The organism is Pseudomonas fluorescens, from assembly GCF_902497995.1.
Taxonomy (GTDB): Bacteria; Pseudomonadota; Gammaproteobacteria; order Pseudomonadales; family Pseudomonadaceae; genus Aquipseudomonas; species Aquipseudomonas fluorescens_BK.
Map to the genome: position 1 here is coordinate 95,672 of NZ_CABVII010000016.1, position 18,554 is coordinate 114,225.

At 58.1% G+C, this 18,554-nt stretch carries 13 protein-coding genes; 9 read left to right on the top strand and 4 right to left on the bottom strand.

Annotated elements, in window-relative coordinates; translation table 11 throughout:
* The first annotated feature begins 11 nt into the window (after positions 1 to 11).
* From F8N80_RS19265 to F8N80_RS19280, 4 genes are all read left to right on the top strand, one after another.
* Positions 12 to 947, top strand: coding sequence for an acetaldehyde dehydrogenase (acetylating) (locus F8N80_RS19265; RefSeq protein WP_150745727.1), 936 nt, complete (start codon positions 12 to 14; stop codon positions 945 to 947).
* Between the two features lie 10 nt (positions 948 to 957).
* Positions 958 to 1,980 carry a 4-hydroxy-2-oxovalerate aldolase gene (gene dmpG / locus F8N80_RS19270; protein ID WP_150745726.1) on the top strand — a complete coding sequence of 341 codons (1,023 nt, stop codon included), beginning with the start codon at positions 958 to 960 and terminating at the stop codon, positions 1,978 to 1,980.
* 148 nt (positions 1,981 to 2,128) lie between these two features.
* Positions 2,129 to 3,337 (top strand): 3-(3-hydroxy-phenyl)propionate transporter MhpT, encoded by a 1,209-nt coding sequence (gene mhpT, locus F8N80_RS19275; RefSeq protein ID WP_150745725.1) that lies wholly within the window; start codon positions 2,129 to 2,131, stop codon positions 3,335 to 3,337.
* A 72-nt stretch (positions 3,338 to 3,409) separates the two neighbouring features.
* Positions 3,410 to 4,681 (top strand): OprD family porin, encoded by a 1,272-nt coding sequence (locus tag F8N80_RS19280; protein ID WP_150784482.1) that lies wholly within the window; start codon positions 3,410 to 3,412, stop codon positions 4,679 to 4,681.
* 123 nt (positions 4,682 to 4,804) lie between these two features.
* Here the strand turns inward: F8N80_RS19280 and F8N80_RS19285 are convergent, their stop codons facing one another.
* Positions 4,805 to 5,761 (bottom strand): threonine dehydratase, encoded by a 957-nt coding sequence (locus F8N80_RS19285; RefSeq protein ID WP_150745723.1) that lies wholly within the window; start codon positions 5,759 to 5,761, stop codon positions 4,805 to 4,807.
* A 105-nt stretch (positions 5,762 to 5,866) separates the two neighbouring features.
* Here F8N80_RS19285 and F8N80_RS19290 point away from each other — a divergent pair, with 105 nt between their 5' ends.
* The 3 genes from F8N80_RS19290 to F8N80_RS19300 all read left to right on the top strand — a co-directional run bounded on the left by F8N80_RS19290 (position 5,867) and on the right by F8N80_RS19300 (position 10,933).
* Positions 5,867 to 6,715 carry a helix-turn-helix transcriptional regulator gene (locus F8N80_RS19290; protein ID WP_191632948.1) on the top strand — a complete coding sequence of 283 codons (849 nt, stop codon included), beginning with the start codon at positions 5,867 to 5,869 and terminating at the stop codon, positions 6,713 to 6,715.
* A 212-nt stretch (positions 6,716 to 6,927) separates the two neighbouring features.
* Positions 6,928 to 8,496, top strand: coding sequence for a sensor domain-containing diguanylate cyclase (locus F8N80_RS19295; protein ID WP_150784484.1), 1,569 nt, complete (start codon positions 6,928 to 6,930; stop codon positions 8,494 to 8,496).
* A 355-nt stretch (positions 8,497 to 8,851) separates the two neighbouring features.
* Entirely contained in the window at positions 8,852 to 10,933 is a 2,082-nt protein-coding gene (locus F8N80_RS19300) for a TonB-dependent siderophore receptor (RefSeq protein ID WP_224790717.1), read from the top strand.
* 177 nt (positions 10,934 to 11,110) lie between these two features.
* On the opposite strand, the gene F8N80_RS19305 is transcribed toward F8N80_RS19300, so the two are convergent.
* The 3 genes from F8N80_RS19305 to F8N80_RS19315 all read right to left on the bottom strand — a co-directional run bounded on the left by F8N80_RS19305 (position 11,111) and on the right by F8N80_RS19315 (position 15,504).
* On the bottom strand, positions 11,111 to 12,337 hold the full coding sequence (locus tag F8N80_RS19305) for a maltoporin (protein ID WP_150784486.1): 1,227 nt from the start codon (positions 12,335 to 12,337) through the stop codon (positions 11,111 to 11,113).
* A gap of 277 nt (positions 12,338 to 12,614) precedes the next feature.
* Positions 12,615 to 14,279: a glucose-6-phosphate isomerase gene (gene pgi / locus F8N80_RS19310; protein ID WP_150745707.1), complete on the bottom strand. Its 1,665-nt coding sequence runs from the start codon at positions 14,277 to 14,279 to the stop codon at positions 12,615 to 12,617.
* A gap of 220 nt (positions 14,280 to 14,499) precedes the next feature.
* Positions 14,500 to 15,504, bottom strand: coding sequence for a LacI family DNA-binding transcriptional regulator (locus F8N80_RS19315; RefSeq protein ID WP_150745706.1), 1,005 nt, complete (start codon positions 15,502 to 15,504; stop codon positions 14,500 to 14,502).
* 459 nt (positions 15,505 to 15,963) lie between these two features.
* On the opposite strand from F8N80_RS19315, the gene F8N80_RS19320 reads away from it, so the two are divergent.
* Together F8N80_RS19320 and F8N80_RS19325 are read left to right on the top strand one after the other, a co-directional pair.
* Entirely contained in the window at positions 15,964 to 17,523 is a 1,560-nt protein-coding gene (locus F8N80_RS19320; protein ID WP_150745705.1) for a sugar ABC transporter ATP-binding protein, read from the top strand.
* Positions 17,520 to 18,542, top strand: a complete 1,023-nt coding sequence (locus tag F8N80_RS19325) for an ABC transporter permease subunit (RefSeq protein ID WP_150745704.1) — start codon at positions 17,520 to 17,522, stop codon at positions 18,540 to 18,542. The genes F8N80_RS19320 and F8N80_RS19325 overlap by 4 nt, the downstream gene beginning before the upstream one ends.
* Positions 18,543 to 18,554 lie beyond the last annotated feature (12 nt).

Genomic DNA, 18,554 nt, shown 5'->3' on the forward strand with positions numbered 1-18,554 from the left:
AGGCAATAACAATGAACAAACTCAAAGTCGCCATCATCGGTTCCGGCAACATCGGCACCGACCTGATGATCAAGATCCTGCGTAACGCCCAACATCTGGAAATGGCGGTCATGGTCGGCATCGACCCGGCCTCCGACGGCCTGGCCCGTGCCCAACGCATGGGCGTCGCTACCACTCATGAAGGCGTCGAAGGCCTGACCCGCATGGACGTGTTCAAGGACATCGACTTCGTGTTCGATGCCACCTCGGCCGGTGCCCATGTGAAGAATGATGCGTTCCTGCGCGGCATCAAACCCGGTATCCGCCTGATCGACCTGACCCCGGCAGCCATCGGCCCGTACTGCGTGCCGGTGGTCAACCTGGAGCAGAATCTGGATCAGCTCAATGTCAACATGGTCACCTGCGGTGGCCAGGCGACGATCCCGATGGTTGCGGCCGTGTCGCGGGTGGCCAAGGTGCACTACGCCGAAATCGTCGCCTCGATCGCCAGCAAGTCCGCCGGTCCCGGTACCCGCGCCAACATCGACGAGTTCACCGAAACCACCTCCAAGGCCATCGAAGTGATCGGCGGTGCAGCCAAGGGCAAGGCGATCATCGTGATGAACCCGGCCGAGCCACCGCTGATGATGCGCGACACGGTGTTTGTGTTGTCCGAAGCGGCCGACCAGGCGCTGGTCGAGGCGTCCATCGAAGAAATGGCCGCGGCGGTGCAAGCCTATGTGCCGGGCTATCGCCTCAAGCAGAAAGTGCAGTTCGACGTCATCCCGGAAGACGCGCCGCTGCACATCCCCGGCCTCGGCACATTCTCCGGGCTCAAGACCTCGGTGTTCCTCGAAGTCGAAGGCGCCGCCCACTACCTGCCAGCCTACGCCGGCAATCTCGACATCATGACCTCCGCTGCCTTGGCCACCGCCGAGCGCATGGCGCAGTCGATGCTCAACGCCTGAGGAGACCGACATGACTTTTAATCCCGGCAAAAAACTCTACATCTCCGACGTGACCCTGCGCGACGGCAGTCACGCGGTACGCCATCAGTACTCACTGCAAAACGTGCAGGACATCGCCCGCGCCCTGGACAAGGCCAAGGTCGATTCGATCGAAGTGGCGCACGGCGACGGCCTGCAAGGCTCCAGCTTCAACTACGGTTTTGCCAGCCACACCGACCTGGAGTGGATCGAAGCGGCGGCCGATGTGATCAGCCACGCCAAAATCACCACCTTGCTGTTGCCCGGCATCGGCACGGTGCATGACTTGAAAGCGGCCTACAACGCCGGTGCCCGGGTGGTGCGCATCGCCACCCATTGCACCGAGGCCGACGTGTCGAAACAGCACATCGAATACGCCCGCGAACTGGGCATGGACACCGTCGGTTTCCTGATGATGAGCCACATGATTCCGGCCGAGCAGTTGGCCGCGCAGGCCAAGCTGATGGAGAGCTACGGCGCTACCTGCGTGTACATGGCCGACTCCGGCGGCGCGATGAACATGCAGGACATCCGCGATCGTTTCCGCGCGTTCAAGGCCGTGCTCAAGCCGGAGACCGAAACTGGCATGCACGCTCACCACAACCTGTCGCTCGGCGTGGCCAACTCGATCACTGCCGTCGAGGAAGGCTGCGACCGCATCGACGCCAGCCTCGCCGGCATGGGCGCCGGTGCCGGCAACGCGCCGCTGGAAGTGTTCATCGCCGCCGCCGAGCGCCTCGGTTGGAACCACGGCACCGACCTTTACACCCTGATGGATGCCGCCGATGACATCGTCCGTCCGCTGCAGGACCGCCCGGTGCGGGTCGACCGCGAGACCCTGGCCCTGGGTTACGCCGGCGTCTACTCGAGCTTCCTGCGCCACGCCGAAATCGCCGCCGCCAAGTACGGCCTCAAGACCCTCGACATCCTCGTCGAACTGGGCAAGCGCCGGATGGTCGGCGGCCAGGAAGACATGATCGTCGACGTCGCGCTGGATCTGCTCAAAAAACGCTAACACCACACCCCTGTAGGAGCCGGCTTGCTGGCGAAGGCGGCGGCACATTCGACAGAGGCGTCGGCTGACAGACCGCCTTCGCCAGCAAGCCGGCTCCTACACAAGGTTGTCCCTGACTGCCATTACAACAATAAAACGGGTACTGCCCATGACATCGCTAAACGTGACAACACCGTTGCACATGACGCGGACCATCGGTCTGTGTTTCCTCGTCGCCCTGATGGAAGGCCTTGACCTGCAAGCCTCGGGGATCGCCGCCCAAGGTATGGCGGCGGCTTTCCAACTGGATAAATTACACATGGGCTGGGTCTTCAGCGCCGGGATTTTCGGCCTGCTGCCCGGTGCCTTCCTCGGCGGCCTGCTCGCGGATCGCATCGGTCGCAAACGCGTGCTGATGGTGTCGGTGGCGCTGTTCGGGCTGTTCTCGCTGGTCACCGCCATGGCTTGGGACTTCAACAGCCTGTTGGTTGCCCGCTGCCTCACGGGCGTGGGCCTGGGCGCCGCGCTGCCCAACCTGATCGCCCTGAGCAGTGAAGTGGCGAGCCCGCGCCTGCGTGGCACAGCCGTTAGCCTGATGTATTGCGGCGTGCCGTTGGGTGCTGCGCTCGCAGCGACTATTGGCATCGCCGATCTGGCCGGTGGCTGGCAAGTGGTGTTCTATGTCGGCGGCGTGGTGCCGCTGTTGATTGTGCCGCTGTTGGCACTTTATCTGCCCGAGTCGGCACAGTTTCTCCAGCGCGGCCAGAACGTCGCTCCGGTCGGCGTGGTCCGGGGCCTGTTTCGTGAGGGCGCGGCAGCGCCGACCGCGATGATCTGGGTCAGCTACTTCTTCACGCTCATGGTGGTCTACATCCTGATCAATTGGCTGCCCAGCCTGTTGATCGGCCAGGGCTTCAGCGCTACCCAGGCCAGCTGGGTGATGCTGGCGCTGCAAATTGGCGCGGCGACCGGCACCTTGCTGCTGGGCTGGGTCATGGACCGCGTGCCGGCCTGGGCGCTGTCGGCGCTGATCTACCTCGGCATTCTCGCTTCGTTGACCGCCCTGGGCCTGGCCAGTCAACTGCAGAGCATGCTGGTGGCCGGGTTCGTTGCCGGCTTTTTCGCCACGGGCGGGCAATGCGTGCTGTATGCCCTGGCACCGCATTTCTATCGTCCGTCGGTGCGTGCGACAGGGGTCGGCTGCGCGGTCGCCATCGGCCGATTGGGCGCCATGAGCGGCCCGCTGGTGGCCGGCAAGATGCTCGCGCTGGGCACCGGCACCACCGGGGTGATGCTGGCCTCGGCACCAGGGATCGTCATCGCGGCGCTGGCGATGTTTTACCTGTCGGTGCGGCGCAACGGCTCGCAAGCCGACTGACTGTCTACCCGTAACACCCCGTGTCGCAATGGGCGCGGGCTTATTCCAACAACAATAAAAGTGAACACTGCCATGCTCAGGAATTCCCTTGGGGCGCTCAGCGCCTGCGCCTGCGCTTTATCCATTGGTCAGGCTTGCGCCAGCGGTTTTGCCGACGACAGCCACGCCGATCTGGTGCTGCGCAACTACTACTTTGACCGCAATTACGTGAATGCCACGCCCCAGGCCGCCGCCCGCGAATGGGCGCAGGGTTTCATTCTCAACCTGCGTTCGGGCTACACCGAAGGCCCGGTCGGGTTTGGCCTGGACGCCCAGGGCTTGCTGGGTATGCGCCTGGATTCCTCACGCGCTCGCACCGGTACCGGCCTGCTACCGTATAGCGCCACCACCCGTGAGCCGGCCGATGAATATTCGGAGCTGGGTCTGACGGCCAAAGCCAGGGCATCCAAAAGCGAGCTGCAATTGGGCACCATCAGCACGTTCCTGCCGATCGCCTTCGCCAGCCCTACCCGCCTGCTGCCACAGACGTTTCGCGGCGCATACCTCAAGTCCCAGGAAATCGACAACCTGACCCTGCACCTCGGTTGGCTGGATCGCATCAACCTGCGCGACTCCACCGACTACCAGAAAATGACGGTGGGTTCACCCAATGGACGCTTCAATGGCGCCGCCGAGTCGGACCGTTTTTCTTTCCTCGGCGGCGACTATGCCTGGTCGTCGCAGCTGACGTTGAAGTACTACCACGCAGAACTCGCTGACCTGTACCGCAAGGATTTCTACGGCTTTGTCGACAACCGCCCCCTTGGCCCCGGCAGCTTGAAAAGCGACTTTCGTCTGTTCATCACCGGCGAGGATGGCGCGGCCAAGGCCGGCCCGGTGGACAACCGCAACGCCGCGCTGATGCTGACGTACAGCCTGGGCGCCCACAAATTCGGCGCTGGCTACATGCAACTGACTGGCAAAACTGCCATGCCCTACCTGTTCGGCACCGAGCCATTGGTGATCACCGAAGGCACGCTGAGCTCCGAATTTCTCAACCCCAGGGAACGCAGTTGGCAGGTGCGCTATGACTACAATTTTGCAGGCCTTGGCGTACCAGGACTTAACGGCATGCTGCGCTACGTGAGTGGCGACAATATCGAGCTGCCCAAGCTGGGGGGCTCCAACCTGACAGAAAGCGAAAAGGATATAGAAGTGTCTTACGTGCTGCAGGGCACTCCACTCAAAGGCCTGGCCTTGCGCGTGCGCAACGCCTGGTACCGCAACGACTTCAGCGCCCTGGCCAGCCATAGGGATGACAATGAGCTACGGGTGAATGTCGACTACACCTGGAAGCTATGGTGAGTTTCACCCCCAATACCCCTCGTCCCACCTTGAGGTAGTAGAGGTGGGTTGCGGTAGGTGCCAGGGGCTGGATGCTCAGGTCACGCCAGAGGATGCTGTTTAATGAGCTGACGCCGCCATCGGTCACCCAATCACGCTGGCATACACCGCTCTGTCGACATTCCCGCCGGACAGAATGACCCCCACCCGTCTTCCCGCCATGGCTTCACGCTCCTGAATGAGCGCTGCCAACGCTGCCGCACCGGCCCCTTCAGCCAGGTTGTGGGTATCGGTGTAATACACACGCATGGCCTCGGCAATCTCGCCCTCATCGACGGCTACGATCCGCGCCGCACCCGCACCGTAGATGGCGAAGGCTTCAGGCACCGGCTTACGTACGGCCAGGCCATCTGCAAAGGTATTCGCCGTCGCGGTTTCGCAAATGGCGCGCGCTTCAAAAGACAGTTTTGCGGCCGCAGCTTCGGTGGAAACCACGCCCACCACCCGGGTTTCCAGGCCCAGCGCGTCGCGCGCGGCGATCACCCCACAAATCCCGGAGCCACAGCCGATCGGCACGTAGACGGTATCCAGGTCCGGCGCCGCCTCGAACAGCTCCAGCGCATAGGTGGCCACGCCTTTGACCAATTCGGTGTGGAACGGCGGCACCAGGTACAGGCCCTGCGCTTGCGCCAGGCGTGCGGCCTCTTCCCGGGCCTCATCGAAATCGCGACCCCATTCGACCACCTCGCCGCCGAAGCCGCGCATGGCATTGTTTTTTTCCACCGAGTTGCCCTCCGGCACTACGATCAACGCCCGCAAACCCAACGCCCGTGCCGCCAGCGCCAGGCTCTGACCATGGTTGCCCCGGGTCGCGGTCACGATGCCCCTGGCGGTGGGGTGCACGCGTTTGAGCCAGTGCATGAAGGTAATGCCGCCACGCACCTTGAATGCCCCCGTAGGCGTATGGTTTTCATGCTTGACCCACACCGTGCACCCCAACCGTTCAGCCAGCAAAGGCCAAGGGTACTGGGCAGTCGCAGGCATGACCTGGTACACCTGGTGGGCCGCTTGTTCGATGTCGTCGCGAGTCAGTCTGTGCATGAGTACGCTCCCTGAGGTTTTGCCCAGTCTAGACGCGGAGCCAATACGCCGGCTTTCAGAAAACCGACCTGACTTTTGTGCCCGGTGTTCACTACTATGGTGTTCATGAACCCTCGAAACCGCCTGCCGCCATCGCTCCTGACTGAACCGGTCCGCCGTGTCGAGGCTGGGCCCTGGTCGATCGAATTATTGCCCGGCTCCGCCTACGCCGCCCGATACGTAGCGAGCCATGCGGCGATCGGCTTTGCCTTCGACAGCCAGCAAGGCCTGCACGCCATCGGCAGTGACCGCGTGCTGCCGTTCGTTGCCACGCCGAACGGCCTGGCGTTTGTCCCTGCCGGGTGTGACGTGTTGTCCGAGTCAGCCGAAGGCGGTGAATATCTGCGGGTCATGCGCTCTGACGGTATGGCGTTGATGGGGGATCATGCATTCAACAATCGCATCGATCCGCAGGCCATTACCCTTGCGCTGCGCATGCGCAACGCGCTGTTGCACGCCTCGATCGATGACGATTGGGAGGCCTGGGCGCTCGCCTTGGCTGAACGGGCCATGGCGCAGGAAGCGTTGCCGGCGCCGACCCAAGGCTCCCTCACCGCCAGCCGCCTGCGCCTGCTCGATGAATTCATTGACGCCGGTCTTGAAGGTTCGCTGAGCGTGCAGGCGATGGCAGGCCTGCTTGAATTGTCCGAAGGATTTTTCATGCGGGCATTCAAGCACGCAACGGGCAAAAGCCCGCACAGTTACCTGATCGACCGCCGACTCGCCAAGGCCCGTGCCCGGCTGCGCGATTCGACAGCCAGTCTGTCCGATATCGCCCTCACCTGCGGTTTCAACTCCCAGGCGCACATGACGACAGCGTTCAAGCAACGCCTTGGCGTCAGCCCGGCGCAATTACGGAAATATTCGACAACGAGCAAAATCAGTCTGAAAGGCGGAAATCCATCGACCCGTTGACGCATGTGCTGCACGCCAGATTGACCGAAGATACGCGTCTATCCTCCTGAGGCACTAACCACTGGCATCCATGTCCTACTGATACCGCAATGCATATCAGCCAACTGGCGAGCAAGCGATCCGCGCCTCGCCATCACAAACGAACGCGCCAATAGGGATAAGATTGGACACCGCACAGGGCGAGTGCACATCAGTCGTAGAAGGACATGTAGATGCTCGGACGCAAACCACCAGAGTCAAAGCCAGACAGCACCACAGAAACGTCCTCTGAGACAGCGGTGCGCGCGGGAGCGACCTTCCGGCTCATCGTGACCTTCATGCTTGTCGTGATCCTGGCATTCCTGGCCGTTGAAGGTTGGCGGACCTGGCGTGACTATCGTGCTGCCTTTGCCTCTGCCCGCGACTCCGTGACCAATCTGGCGCGCGCAACGGCCCAGCACGCGGAAGATGCCATTCGGCAAGTCGATGTGCTGACCGCCGCGCTGGGTGAACGGGTGGAAGGCGACGGCTTGCAGAACATCAACGTCCCTCGCATCCACAAGCTATTGGTCCAGCAAACCAGAATCATGCCGCAGCTGCATGGGCTGTTTATTTACGGCGCTGACGGGCAGTGGATCGTGACGGACAAGGAAGTGACGCCAGAGACCGCCAACAACGCCGACCGCGATTACTTTCAGTACCACCGCACTCACGATGATCGAAACGTGCGTATCGGTGAGGTCGTCAGAAGCAGATCCACCGACGATCCGATCATTCCCATCTCTCGCCGATTGAACAATCCAGATGGCTCCTTCGCCGGCGTACTGCTGGGGACGATCAAGGTCAGTTACTTCGTGGACTACTACGGCGATTTCAAGATTGATGATAAAGGCGCTCTGGTCCTGGCCATGCGCAGCGGAACCATTCTGGTGCGGCGTCCCTTCGTCGCCTCCGTCGTAGGCAAAAGCCTGGCGGACAGCGAGATTTTCCGGCGCTATTTGCCAAACGCCTACGAAGGCGTCGCAGAAGCCAAAGCCGTCACAGACGACACCGATCGCCTGTACGGTTACAGAGCATTGACCACCTATCCCCTGGTCGTGGAAGCCGGCCTCTCGCGTGAATCCATCACCGCACCCTGGCGCCGTGACCTGGTGAAAACCGGATGGGTGCTGGTGTTCCTGATCGCGGTACTCGCGGTGTTCGGACTGATCGTTTTGAGTCAGCTGCGCCAACGAATGGTGATGGAAAGGGAACTGCGTCACGCGCACCAGGCCATGCGAGACATGGCATTGACTGACAGCCTGACGGGACTGGGCAATCGTCGGCGCCTGGACAGTGCGCTGCTGGATCAGATTCGCTGGGCGCAGCGTCATGGTTCATCGCTGTCGTTGATCATGCTCGATGTCGATTACTTCAAACGCTACAACGACAGGTACGGGCACGCCGCCGGCGATGACTGCCTGAGCGCGGTGGGCGGCGCGATCCAGCAAGTGGTCAAGAGACCAGGGGATCTGGCCGCCAGGTACGGTGGCGAAGAATTTACCGTGCTGCTGCCCGACACGGACAGCGCGGGCGCAATCAAGGTTGCCCAGGATATTCTGCAGGCCATTCGATCACTGAACATCGAGCATTCCGAGCACCCCTTGGGGCAGGTCACTGCCAGCGCAGGCATCACCACCCGTCAGCCGAGCATCGAAAACGTGACGCCGGCCACCTTGCTCAAGTCGGCTGACGCGCAACTGTATTTAGCGAAGCACAGCGGACGAAATCGTTGGTGCGGAGCTGATGAGACTGCGCAATAACGAGCCATGCTTTTTTCCGACGCCCGCCGTGTTGATCAGTGTAATGCCCCCGACTGATGAGCTCGCTTCATAAACCTTTGCCGCTTTGACCGTTTGCGCCGACAAACAAGAGTGTTTAACAATTCATCACATTTGCGTATGATATTGATTCTCAATAACACAAAACCAAATATGAGTGCGCATGTACGCCCCAATCTCCCTGTGTTCACAAAACACCGTTCCGCCCCACGCGCCGTTGGCACTGCGCCCCCTGGCTCTGGCAGTCCATATGCTTGCAGCCGGTATCGCCTTCGCTGTGCCTTGCGTGCAGGCGGCGGAACAGACTGAGCAAACAGAGACAGGGAGTTCTCTGACCTTGGCACCTATCGCTGTCACGGAGACGGCCACTCGCGAACGCAGTGCCGTCACCGAAGACACCCACTCGTACACGACCGAGGCTGCACGCACGGCCACGCCGTTGAGCATGTCCCTGCGGGAGACGCCGCAGTCGGTCAGCGTCATCACCCAGCAGCGCATCCAGGACCAGGATCTGCATACGATCCTGGACGTGGTCAACAATGCCACCGGTGTGTCGGTCAACCGCTATGAGACAAGCCGGGCGCAGTTCAACGCCCGCGGCTTTGAGCTCAACTCGCTGATGATCGATGGCGTACCCACCATCTACGAACAGCCATGGAGCTCGGGGGAGATTTTCAGCAGCCTGGCCATGTATGACCGCGTTGAAGTGGTGCGTGGCGCCAACGGTTTGATGACCGGTGCCGGCGACCCTTCCGCGTCCATCAACATGGTGCGCAAGCGCGCCAGCAGTACCGACCTGAAGGGTTCGCTGGAACTGAGCGCCGGCTCATGGGACACCTATGGCGTCGAGGCTGATGTGTCCAGTGCGCTGAACCAGGAAGGCACCATTCGCGGGCGATTGGTCGCGGAGTCCAACGAGGGCGACACCTGGATCGACATGAACTCGAACAAGCGCCAGACCGTCTACGGCACCATGGACATCGACCTGACGCCCGACACCACGCTCTGGTTCGGTTTGAGCCGGCAAGAAAGCAACGCCGACTCGCCGATGTGGGGCGGCCTGCCCGTCTGGTACGCAGATGGCGGCCGCACCAACTGGAGTCGCTCGAAGTCAACCTCAGCCAAGTGGAGCAAGTGGGACACCACCTACGAGACCTACTTCGTCAATCTCGATCACACCTTTGCCAACGACTGGCAAGTCAACCTCAGCTACAACCGTGGCGAGCGCACCGGCGACTCTTCCCTGCTGTACCTATCGGGCAATCCAGGCAGGAACGGTAGCTCCGGCCTGTTTTCGTTCCCGGCGACCTACAAGACCGAGACCACCCAGGACGACTACGCGATCCGCTTCAATGGCCCGTTCAAGCTGTTGGGCCGTGAGCACGAAGTGGCCTTCGGTTATGTGGACAGCAAGCAGAAGTTCGACGCCGATTCACTCGACGCGCAAACAGGCTTTGACGGCGTTGCCGATTTCGATGCCTACAACGGCAATTTCGCAGAGCCGGTATGGGGCCCGCGGACAGACTACGGCTACAGCGAGACCCGGCAGAAAGGGCTCTATGCCGCCACCCGCCTGAACGTGACCGACGATTTGAAAGTGATTCTTGGCGCCCGTGAAAGTTGGTACGAGAAGACCAGTGATGACATCTTCTCGGAAGTGAGCAAGGTCGATGTCGATCATGAGCTGACCCCCTATGCTGGCGTCGTCTACGACCTCACCGACAACCTCTCGGCCTATGCCAGCTACACGGAAATCTTCCTGCCGCAGTCGGTACGCGACAGCAGTGGCCAAGTGTTGGAGCCGATCGTTGGCGAAAGCACTGAACTCGGCCTGAAGGGTGAGTACTTCGACGGCCGCTTGAACGCCTCAGCTGCCATTTTCCAGATCAAGCAGGATAACCTGGGCCAGAACACCGGCGAGCTGATCGATCCTTCAAACCCCGCCGGCGGCTTCGCGTACGAGGCCAGTGAAGGCGCAACCAGCAAGGGTTTCGAGCTGGAAGTTTCCGGCGAGCTCGCGACAAACTGGAACGCTTCGGTGGGTTACACCCAGTTCACGGCCGAAGATGCCAACGGCGACGACGTCAACACGCTGTACCCGACCAAGCTACTGCGCACCTTTACCACCTACCGCCTGCCAGGTGCCTTCAACAAGCTGACCATTGGCGGTGGGGTCAACTGGCAGGACTCGATCTACACCTACGCCACCAACCCGGCAGGCAACTCCGAAAAGATCCAGCAGGACGCCTACGCCCTGGTCAACCTGATGGCCCGCTACGAAATCACCGAAAACCTCTCGGCCCAGGTGAATGCCGACAACGTCACCGACCAGAAGTACTTCGACGTCTTCGATGCCTACGGTGCCCTGACGTACGGTGCACCACGCAGCATCACGGCTTCTGCGAAGTACCGCTTCTGATTGGGTGGCGCTGCGCTCGGCTGGCCGAGGTGAACGCGACGAGGAAAAAGCACGACACCGGCCTGGCGCCGGTGTTGTGCTTTGTGCCTTTGCAGCACAACGACACTCGCAATCGTTGATTGCCTGCACTGCCTGGTGCCTCTCCCCGGACCAATAGCGTACTGTCGTTGCGGGAGTTTATTTCCACCAATACTCGACCTGAACCCCTACGTTGGAGCCGTGCAGGTCTGTACCAAACGCACCGGTATCAGACAAAGCCGATCCCGGAGATTGCAAGCCGGCGGCGCGTTGCGCAGCCTTGTTCCAGGTGGCGTAGGTGTAATACAGACGAATTTCCGGCCTGTCCCAGAATCCCGGTCCCTTCGGTGACCAAGTCGGCGCGACGGTGTACTTGGTGAGTTTTCGGGTACCGTCTGCGGCTTCAACCTGGTCGCGCCCAACTTCGGTGATCAACTTGAACTGATCCGTGATCGCATAAATTGGCCGAACACCAATGGATAACCAGTTCTGATCATCACCATCAGGGCGCGTGTCTTTTTGATAGACCAATTCAACCTGACCACTGAAGGCATGAGTCATTTGCCAATCGAAAAACTCCACGACCCGCCAGCTCTTGTTGCTCTGATCCAACGTGGAATCACCGGTGTAGCCCAATGCGGTGCCCGGCCCTCGGCCGTATTGAACAGCGAACTTGTTGATTCCGCCCAGAAACGCGACCTGTTTGTGCTGGGCAACCACCGACCAGCCCTGATGAGCATCCTCGCGGCTCGGCTTATCCAAGTAACTGACGCCCAGTTGAACCTCGCCACCGGGATTGGTGTTGAATCCGCTGACGGTCACATCATGACGGGTAACGAAATCCTTTTGGAAGACATTGTCCTTGCGTGAGAACACGTAGCTGTATTTCAGATCCCCCAATGCGACCTGGTCGAACCCAAAGCCCGTCGAGCTTTGGTTCCAGTAGAAGTAGTCGGAAATATTGATGTCGTTTCGGTTGTAGTAACGACGGCCCGCCCAGAAAGAACCGCCATTCAACGCCGGCATCTTGCTCCACTCTGCGTAGAGCTGACTCATCCGCGTATAGCCGTGCTCTCCGTCAAATTTTGGCTCATGGCCATACTCGTTGTAAAACTGCGCCATGCCTTCCACGCTAAGCATCGAGCCGTCGTCCAGTGAAAGCAGATCCTGGCGCAAATCCAGCTCCAGATACTGCTCACATTCGTTGCCAAGGCGATATTTGGATTGCGCGCCCGGCAACTGAAAACACGACTGTTTCCCTCCCTGAGTCGAATCCCCTACCCCGGTTCTGAAATAACCACTGAAGTCTGCTGAATACGCGTCAACAGGCAGAAAACCGACAGCAAAGGACGCACCCAGAACTGCACTGAGAGTTTTAACGTTCATTCATGACACCTTTGGTTTGTTATATTTATTGGACAAGGTCGATAACGCGAATCAGCACTTTTCATCCACGTGCGCAGCTAACGCCACGCACCAGCTGCCGGACGGAATACCAAATTAAATCGAATAGAAAACGCACCGCCTGCCTCGACTCAAAACATGAGAAAAATCCAGGCAGTGCAGAAGTACAATACGAGTGAATGAATGCGCAGAGGCACTACTGCAGGGCATCGTTTCCTGTAAAACTGGAAGACATTAGTCCCACCATTCTCAAGCGGCTCTAACCCCGATGACGTCCTCGGAAGAAGTCTATAAGACCCTGTGTCGAGGAATCATCTGCCGGTTCCGCGTCATAGCGAGTCAGAAGGTTGTAGACGCTGTTGCCCAGCTCCTTGCCCAACTCCACGCCCCATTGATCAAACGAATTGACTCCCCAAATGACGCCCTGGACAAAGACCTTGTGTTCATAAAGCGCGATCAGTGCACCGAGGCTATGTGGATTGATGATTTCAAGAGCGACTGTATTGCTTGGCCGGTTACCGGGGATCACCTTATGCGGCGCCAGTCGTTCAATCTCACTGGATGAAAGGCCTTTGGCTTTTAGCTCTGCCTCAGCTTCACTACGGGTTTTGCCTCGCATCAACGCCTGGCTTTGAGACAAGCAATTGGCGTACAGCCATTCCTGATGATCAGCCACTGGATTGTGGCTGACCACAGGCACAATGAAGTCAGCTGGAATCAGAGGTGTCCCCTGATGCAGCAACTGGTGGTAAGCGTGCTGTCCGTTACATCCCACACCGCCCCAGATGACTGGGCCAGTGGTGTAGGAAACGGACGTGCCGTCACGACGAACACTTTTACCGTTGGACTCCATGTCCATCTGCTGCAGATGCTTGACGAAGTTGCGCAGGTTATGGTCATAGGGCAAGAACGCATAGCTTTGCGCCCCCCAAAAGTTGTGATACCAAACGCCGAGTACCGCTAAAAGCACGGGAAGGTTCTGTTCCAACGGAGTACTCAGGAAATGTTGATCCATCGCGTACGCGCCGGATAGCAGTTCCTTGAAGTTAGCGATGCCAATGGCCAGCGCAATCGGCAGGCCGATGGCCGACCATAGTGAGTAACGGCCCCCGACCCAGTCCCACATAGGGAAAATGTTTGCTTCACGGATGCCGAAATCCAGCGCAGCCTGGCGGTTACTTGTCACCGCGATGAAGTGGCGATACAGCTTCTCTTCCGTCCCGCCCTTAGCCAAGTACCAGCTTCGAGCAGCTTGCGCGTTCTTCAAGGTTTCAAGAGTACCGAAGGTTTTACTGGAGATGATGAACAGTGTTGTTTCTACGTTCAGATCGGCGGTAACCTCTCGGAATTCATTGCCGTCGATGTTAGCCAGGTAATGACACCGCACCCCATGCCGAGCGAAAGGCGCGAGGGCTTCAGAGACAAGCTCCGGGCCCAGGAATGAGCCACCAATACCAATGTTCACGACATCAGTGATGACCTTGTCGTTGTAACCACGCCAAAGGTGGCTATGGATACGACTCACAACGTCAGTCATCTGCGCCAGAGCACCATGCACATCGCGCATCAAGTTGCGGCCATCGACCATCAACGGCTCCCCCACTGGTCGCCGCAGCGCGGTATGCAGCACAGGACGCCCCTCGGAACAGTTGATTTTTTCTCCACTGAACATGGCATGCGCGGCCTGTTCCACGCCAGCCTCGCGAGCGAGGTTTACCAGCAATGAACGCGTCTCGTGAGTGATCAGGTTTTTGGAGTAGTCCAGAAACAGCCCGCAACCCGCCAGGGAAAAGTCTTGAAAGCGTTGACTGTCATCTCGAAAGGCATCGCGCATACTAAAATTTTGCATGCTCTCCCGGTGGTCGAGCAGCTTGCGCCATGCCGGCAATGCAGTCACATCATTCGTTTTGTTGTAGTTATTCATGCTCAGCCCCTCTGTGCCAATACGGCTTGCGCCGTCTGAACCAACGATTCAAATTTGGACGTTTTGTCATTCTGCAAGCGCACAAGTGCCCCGCAGCAATACGCTCTACAGTTTTTAGTTACGTTTAGTTTAAAAATTATCCAGGCGGCGAGACGTGGAAATAAGCCAAATAACTCACGTCTGCAACCGCTAGATCATCAGGATAAGTCCCTGAGTACAATCATTTGGGAAAGCCGCAAGAATCTCGCTGGATTAGAGAGGGTTTCAATCGAAGCGTCTGACGCCGCCCATCTGGTTGCTTGATTCGCTTCAATAAAAGTTTCACCGCCTGGGTTCCGAGCTCCTCGAGAGGTTGCGCGATAACGGTCAGTCGGGGGCTGAAAGCTTCCGCCCAGTCGAAGTCGTCAAAGCCGACCAGCGCGATGTCCTTTGGCACCTCAAGCCCTGATTCACGAAGGGCCTGCAGTGCACCAATGGTCATCAAGTTGTTCGCCGTCATTATTGCGGTAGGCGGGTGCTCCAGCGCCAGTAAACGGCGAGTCGCGTCCATGGCCGGCGCAATCGCCGATTCACCACAGCAAACCAATTGATCTTCGTACGCAATTCCCGCGTCAGCCAAGGCCGCACGGTAGCCGTCAATTCGCTCAAGAGAAGAAGACTGAGTCAATCGTCCGGAGACCATCCCGATACGCCGATGTCCAAGTTCAATCAAGTGTGCAATCAACGCTTGAGAGGATTGCTTATTCTCTACCCCCACCTGATCGAAAGACGTCGACAGCAGCCGATCGATGAGAACCGTGGGTATTTTGTTGGCCTTCAAGTAATTAAAGGCTCTATTTTCTGGATCATACTCCGAGGCTAGTATGATGCCGTCAACACGTCTTTCATGCAGTGCCTTGATCGCTTTAAGCTCCAGTTCCGGATCTTTTTGCGTATTGACCAGTATCATCATCAAACCGCTTTTCGCGCAGGCCGCTTCGATGGCACGTACTGTTTCACTGAAGTAATAGTTTGACAGCGTAGCAATCGCCACCCCTATGGCACCCGAAGAGGAACGAGCCAGGGACCGAGCGAGCGAGTTTCGAATATAGCCGACGGACTCTACAGCCTGATTCACGTTGCGGACGGTGTCAGGATGTACTTTGCGAGTACCGTTGAGTACATGGGAAACCGTAGACATCGATACGTTTGCGGCTCGCGCGACGTCACTCATCTTTGCGCCCACTGTGCACCACTCCTTTCTCACGTGATTTCATGGATAGCACTGAGCTCATGCCCAGCGGTAAGCCATTGTAAAGCTCACGGCGAGAAAATGTGTCGCAAGCTCCAGGAATTGATGCCGGGACGGGCCCGCCATTTCGAGAGCGACCCAGCGAGGTACGCCGCGCACCCAGAGTGGGTGAGGCGCGATGGTGGAATCCGCTATGCAGCATAGCCGGGCACTCCTTTTTATTATTTTGGCGATCACATCGCGAACCGTTAACGGGACGCAGGGACGCTGTTGAAAAAAGCATAGCCGAGACGAAAGCGCTTGCGCAAGCGCTTTCGTAATCAGGTTCGTCTTCCTTCACGAGCAAAGGAAAGCGCTTGCGCAAGCGCTTTCCTTTGGACTATGTTGCTCGGACAAGAACACCGATGAGAGGTTTCACTGCTTCTCAAATCGGTAGATAAGGAGTTAACCGCTATGCTGAGCACTGGATCTGAAAGTCCACCTCTTGCCCTATTGGAAATGCGTTCCATCTCGAAGGCATTCAATGGGGTCCGCGTCCTGCACGACATCGACCTCAGTATTTTCCCCGGACAAATCCACGCGCTAATGGGTGAAAACGGCGCCGGAAAATCCACTCTGATGAAAATACTGTCGGGGGCCTATATCGCCGACGGTGGCACTATCCGAATCGATGGATGTGATATTCGAAACTATGGCCTGAACGATGCAAAGCGTCATGGCGTCTCAGTCATCTATCAAGAGCTCAGCTTGTGCGCAAATATGAGCGTGGTCGAAAACATCTACCTGGGTAGAGAAATTCGCCGATGTGGGGTTATAAACCACAAGGCAATGACCGAAGGCGCGCAGGTTGTACTAAAACGGCTTGGCGTCACATTTGATCCGCACGCGCTGGTCGGTACATTGTCGATTGCGGACCAACAACTTGTTGAAATCGCCCGTGCAATTCATGCCGACACGCGAATCCTGGTGATGGACGAGCCTACGACGCCGCTATCTTCAAAAGAGACTGAAAGTCTATTTACGTTGATTCGCCAGTTACGTGACGAGGGTGTCGCGATCATCTACATCAGCCATCGAATGGCTGAGATATACGCATTGTCCGATTTTGTTTCGGTGCTCCGGGACGGTCATTACGTTGGTTCGCTGGATCGTGTCACGCTATCGGCTGAAACCCTGGTGCGAATGATGGTGGGCCGCGATGTTTCCGGTTTCTATGCCCATGAGCGTGCTTCGTGCTCTTATGAGAAACCGATACTGCGTGTTCGCAATCTTACAGACGGTTTCAAAATTAAAGATTGCAGTTTCGATCTGTATGCCGGCGAAATTCTTGGGATTGCGGGACTGGTGGGCTCCGGGAGAACAGAACTTGCCCGGTTAATCGCAGGTGTCGATGCGTATTCGGGTGGACACATTGAAATGGACGGCGAAGTTGTCGCGATCCGCTCTCCTCGCGATGCAGGTAATGCAGGTATCGCCTACCTGACAGAAGACCGCAAAGCCTTGGGCCTCTTTCTCGATATGAGTGTCCACGACAATATCAATGTATGTGTTTTGGGAAGTGATGCTTTAGTCGCGGGGTTTGTGGACCGAACGGCCGGAGCTGGACGCGCCGAACAAGCCATTCAAGCACTTAATATCAAAGCGTCCTCAGGCATCAATGTCGGAGCGCTGTCTGGTGGCAACCAACAAAAGGTTTTGCTGGCTCGTCTGCTTGAGATGAAGCCCAGAGTGCTGTTCCTCGACGAGCCTACCTCGGGTGTCGATATTGGAGCCAAAACGGAAATATATAAAATAATCAATGCATTGGCCGCATCTGGCGTTTGTGTAGTGATGATTTCAAGTGAACTACCAGAGATCGTTGGAATTGCTGACCGTGTATTGGTCATGTGTGAAGGAAAACTTGTCACCGAACTCGGTGGCCGCAGCGGTCTTGATATCACACCTGAAACCATTATCGCGTTTGCCACAGGCAGCGACAGCTTGACTCTAGCCAACGGAGACTTAGTCCAATGACTTCCCCACTGCAACGCAAAGTAGTAAGTGACTTCACCACACCCGATGTACGAAACCTCGCCGGAGCTAACGCACAGGATAAAATCCGCCAACTGATGAGGGTGGCGGGCATGCTGCCCGTATTGTTGCTGCTTTGTGTGGGCTTCAGCCTGATGAGCGATAGCTTTTTCTCGGCGCAAAATTTCTCAATCATCAGTCAACAAGCCTCTATCAACGTGGTATTGGCATCAGGTCTGACTTTCGTGATTTTGACAGGGGGAATCGACCTTTCGGTGGGTTCGATTCTGGCTGTGTCCGCAGTCGTGGCGCTATTGGTATCACAAGTTCCCGGGTTGGCTTCCCTGGCCATCCCTGCGGGGCTTGGAATCGGACTGCTGCTAGGGCTCGTCAATGGCGTATTGGTCGCTTTCGGGAAGTTACCTGCATTTATAGTCACGCTTGGCGGATTGACTGCGATGCGTGGAATCGCACGCCTCATCGGCGAAGACAAAACGGTGTTCAATCCCGACCTATCGTTTGCCTACATTGGCAACGATACGTTGTTCGGGGTGCCATGGCTGGTGGTCATCGCGTTGGTAGTGGTTGCTGTTTCGTGGTTTATTCTTCGACGGACGGTTTTGGGCGTACAAATTTACGCAGTGGGTGGCAATCCTGAGGCCGCACGGTTGTCGGGCATCAAGGTCTGGAAAGTCCTGCTATTCGTTTATGCCACATCGGGTTTGTTGGCGGGTGTGGGGGCCATCATGACTTCCGCTCGACTGATGGCTGCCAACGGACTGCAAATGGGGCAGTCCTACGAGCTCGACGCTATCGCCGCCGTGATCCTGGGAGGCACACGCTTTACCGGAGGCGTCGGTACCATCGTCGGTACGCTGATTGGCGCCCTGATCATCGCCACACTTTCCAACGGCCTGATATTGCTGGGAGTCTCGGATATCTGGCAATACATCATCAAAGGTGTCGTCATCATCGGGGCAGTCGCACTCGATCGCTTTCGGCAGACAGGCGCACGAACCTGAATCATACAAACT

Bases quoted from the DNA above. Each gene is read 5' to 3' on its own strand.
- F8N80_RS19265 (WP_150745727.1), top strand. From the start codon at position 12: ATGAACAAACTCAAAGTCGCCATCATCGGTTCCGGCAACATCGGCACC.
- dmpG (WP_150745726.1), top strand. From the start codon at position 958: ATGACTTTTAATCCCGGCAAAAAACTCTACATCTCCGACGTGACCCTG.
- mhpT (WP_150745725.1), top strand. From the start codon at position 2,129: ATGACATCGCTAAACGTGACAACACCGTTGCACATGACGCGGACCATC.
- F8N80_RS19280 (WP_150784482.1), top strand. From the start codon at position 3,410: ATGCTCAGGAATTCCCTTGGGGCGCTCAGCGCCTGCGCCTGCGCTTTA.
- F8N80_RS19285 (WP_150745723.1), bottom strand. From the start codon at position 5,761: ATGCACAGACTGACTCGCGACGACATCGAACAAGCGGCCCACCAGGTG.
- F8N80_RS19290 (WP_191632948.1), top strand. From the start codon at position 5,867: ATGAACCCTCGAAACCGCCTGCCGCCATCGCTCCTGACTGAACCGGTC.
- F8N80_RS19295 (WP_150784484.1), top strand. From the start codon at position 6,928: ATGCTCGGACGCAAACCACCAGAGTCAAAGCCAGACAGCACCACAGAA.
- F8N80_RS19305 (WP_150784486.1), bottom strand. From the start codon at position 12,337: ATGAACGTTAAAACTCTCAGTGCAGTTCTGGGTGCGTCCTTTGCTGTC.
- pgi (WP_150745707.1), bottom strand. From the start codon at position 14,279: ATGAATAACTACAACAAAACGAATGATGTGACTGCATTGCCGGCATGG.
- F8N80_RS19320 (WP_150745705.1), top strand. From the start codon at position 15,964: ATGCTGAGCACTGGATCTGAAAGTCCACCTCTTGCCCTATTGGAAATG.
- F8N80_RS19325 (WP_150745704.1), top strand. From the start codon at position 17,520: ATGACTTCCCCACTGCAACGCAAAGTAGTAAGTGACTTCACCACACCC.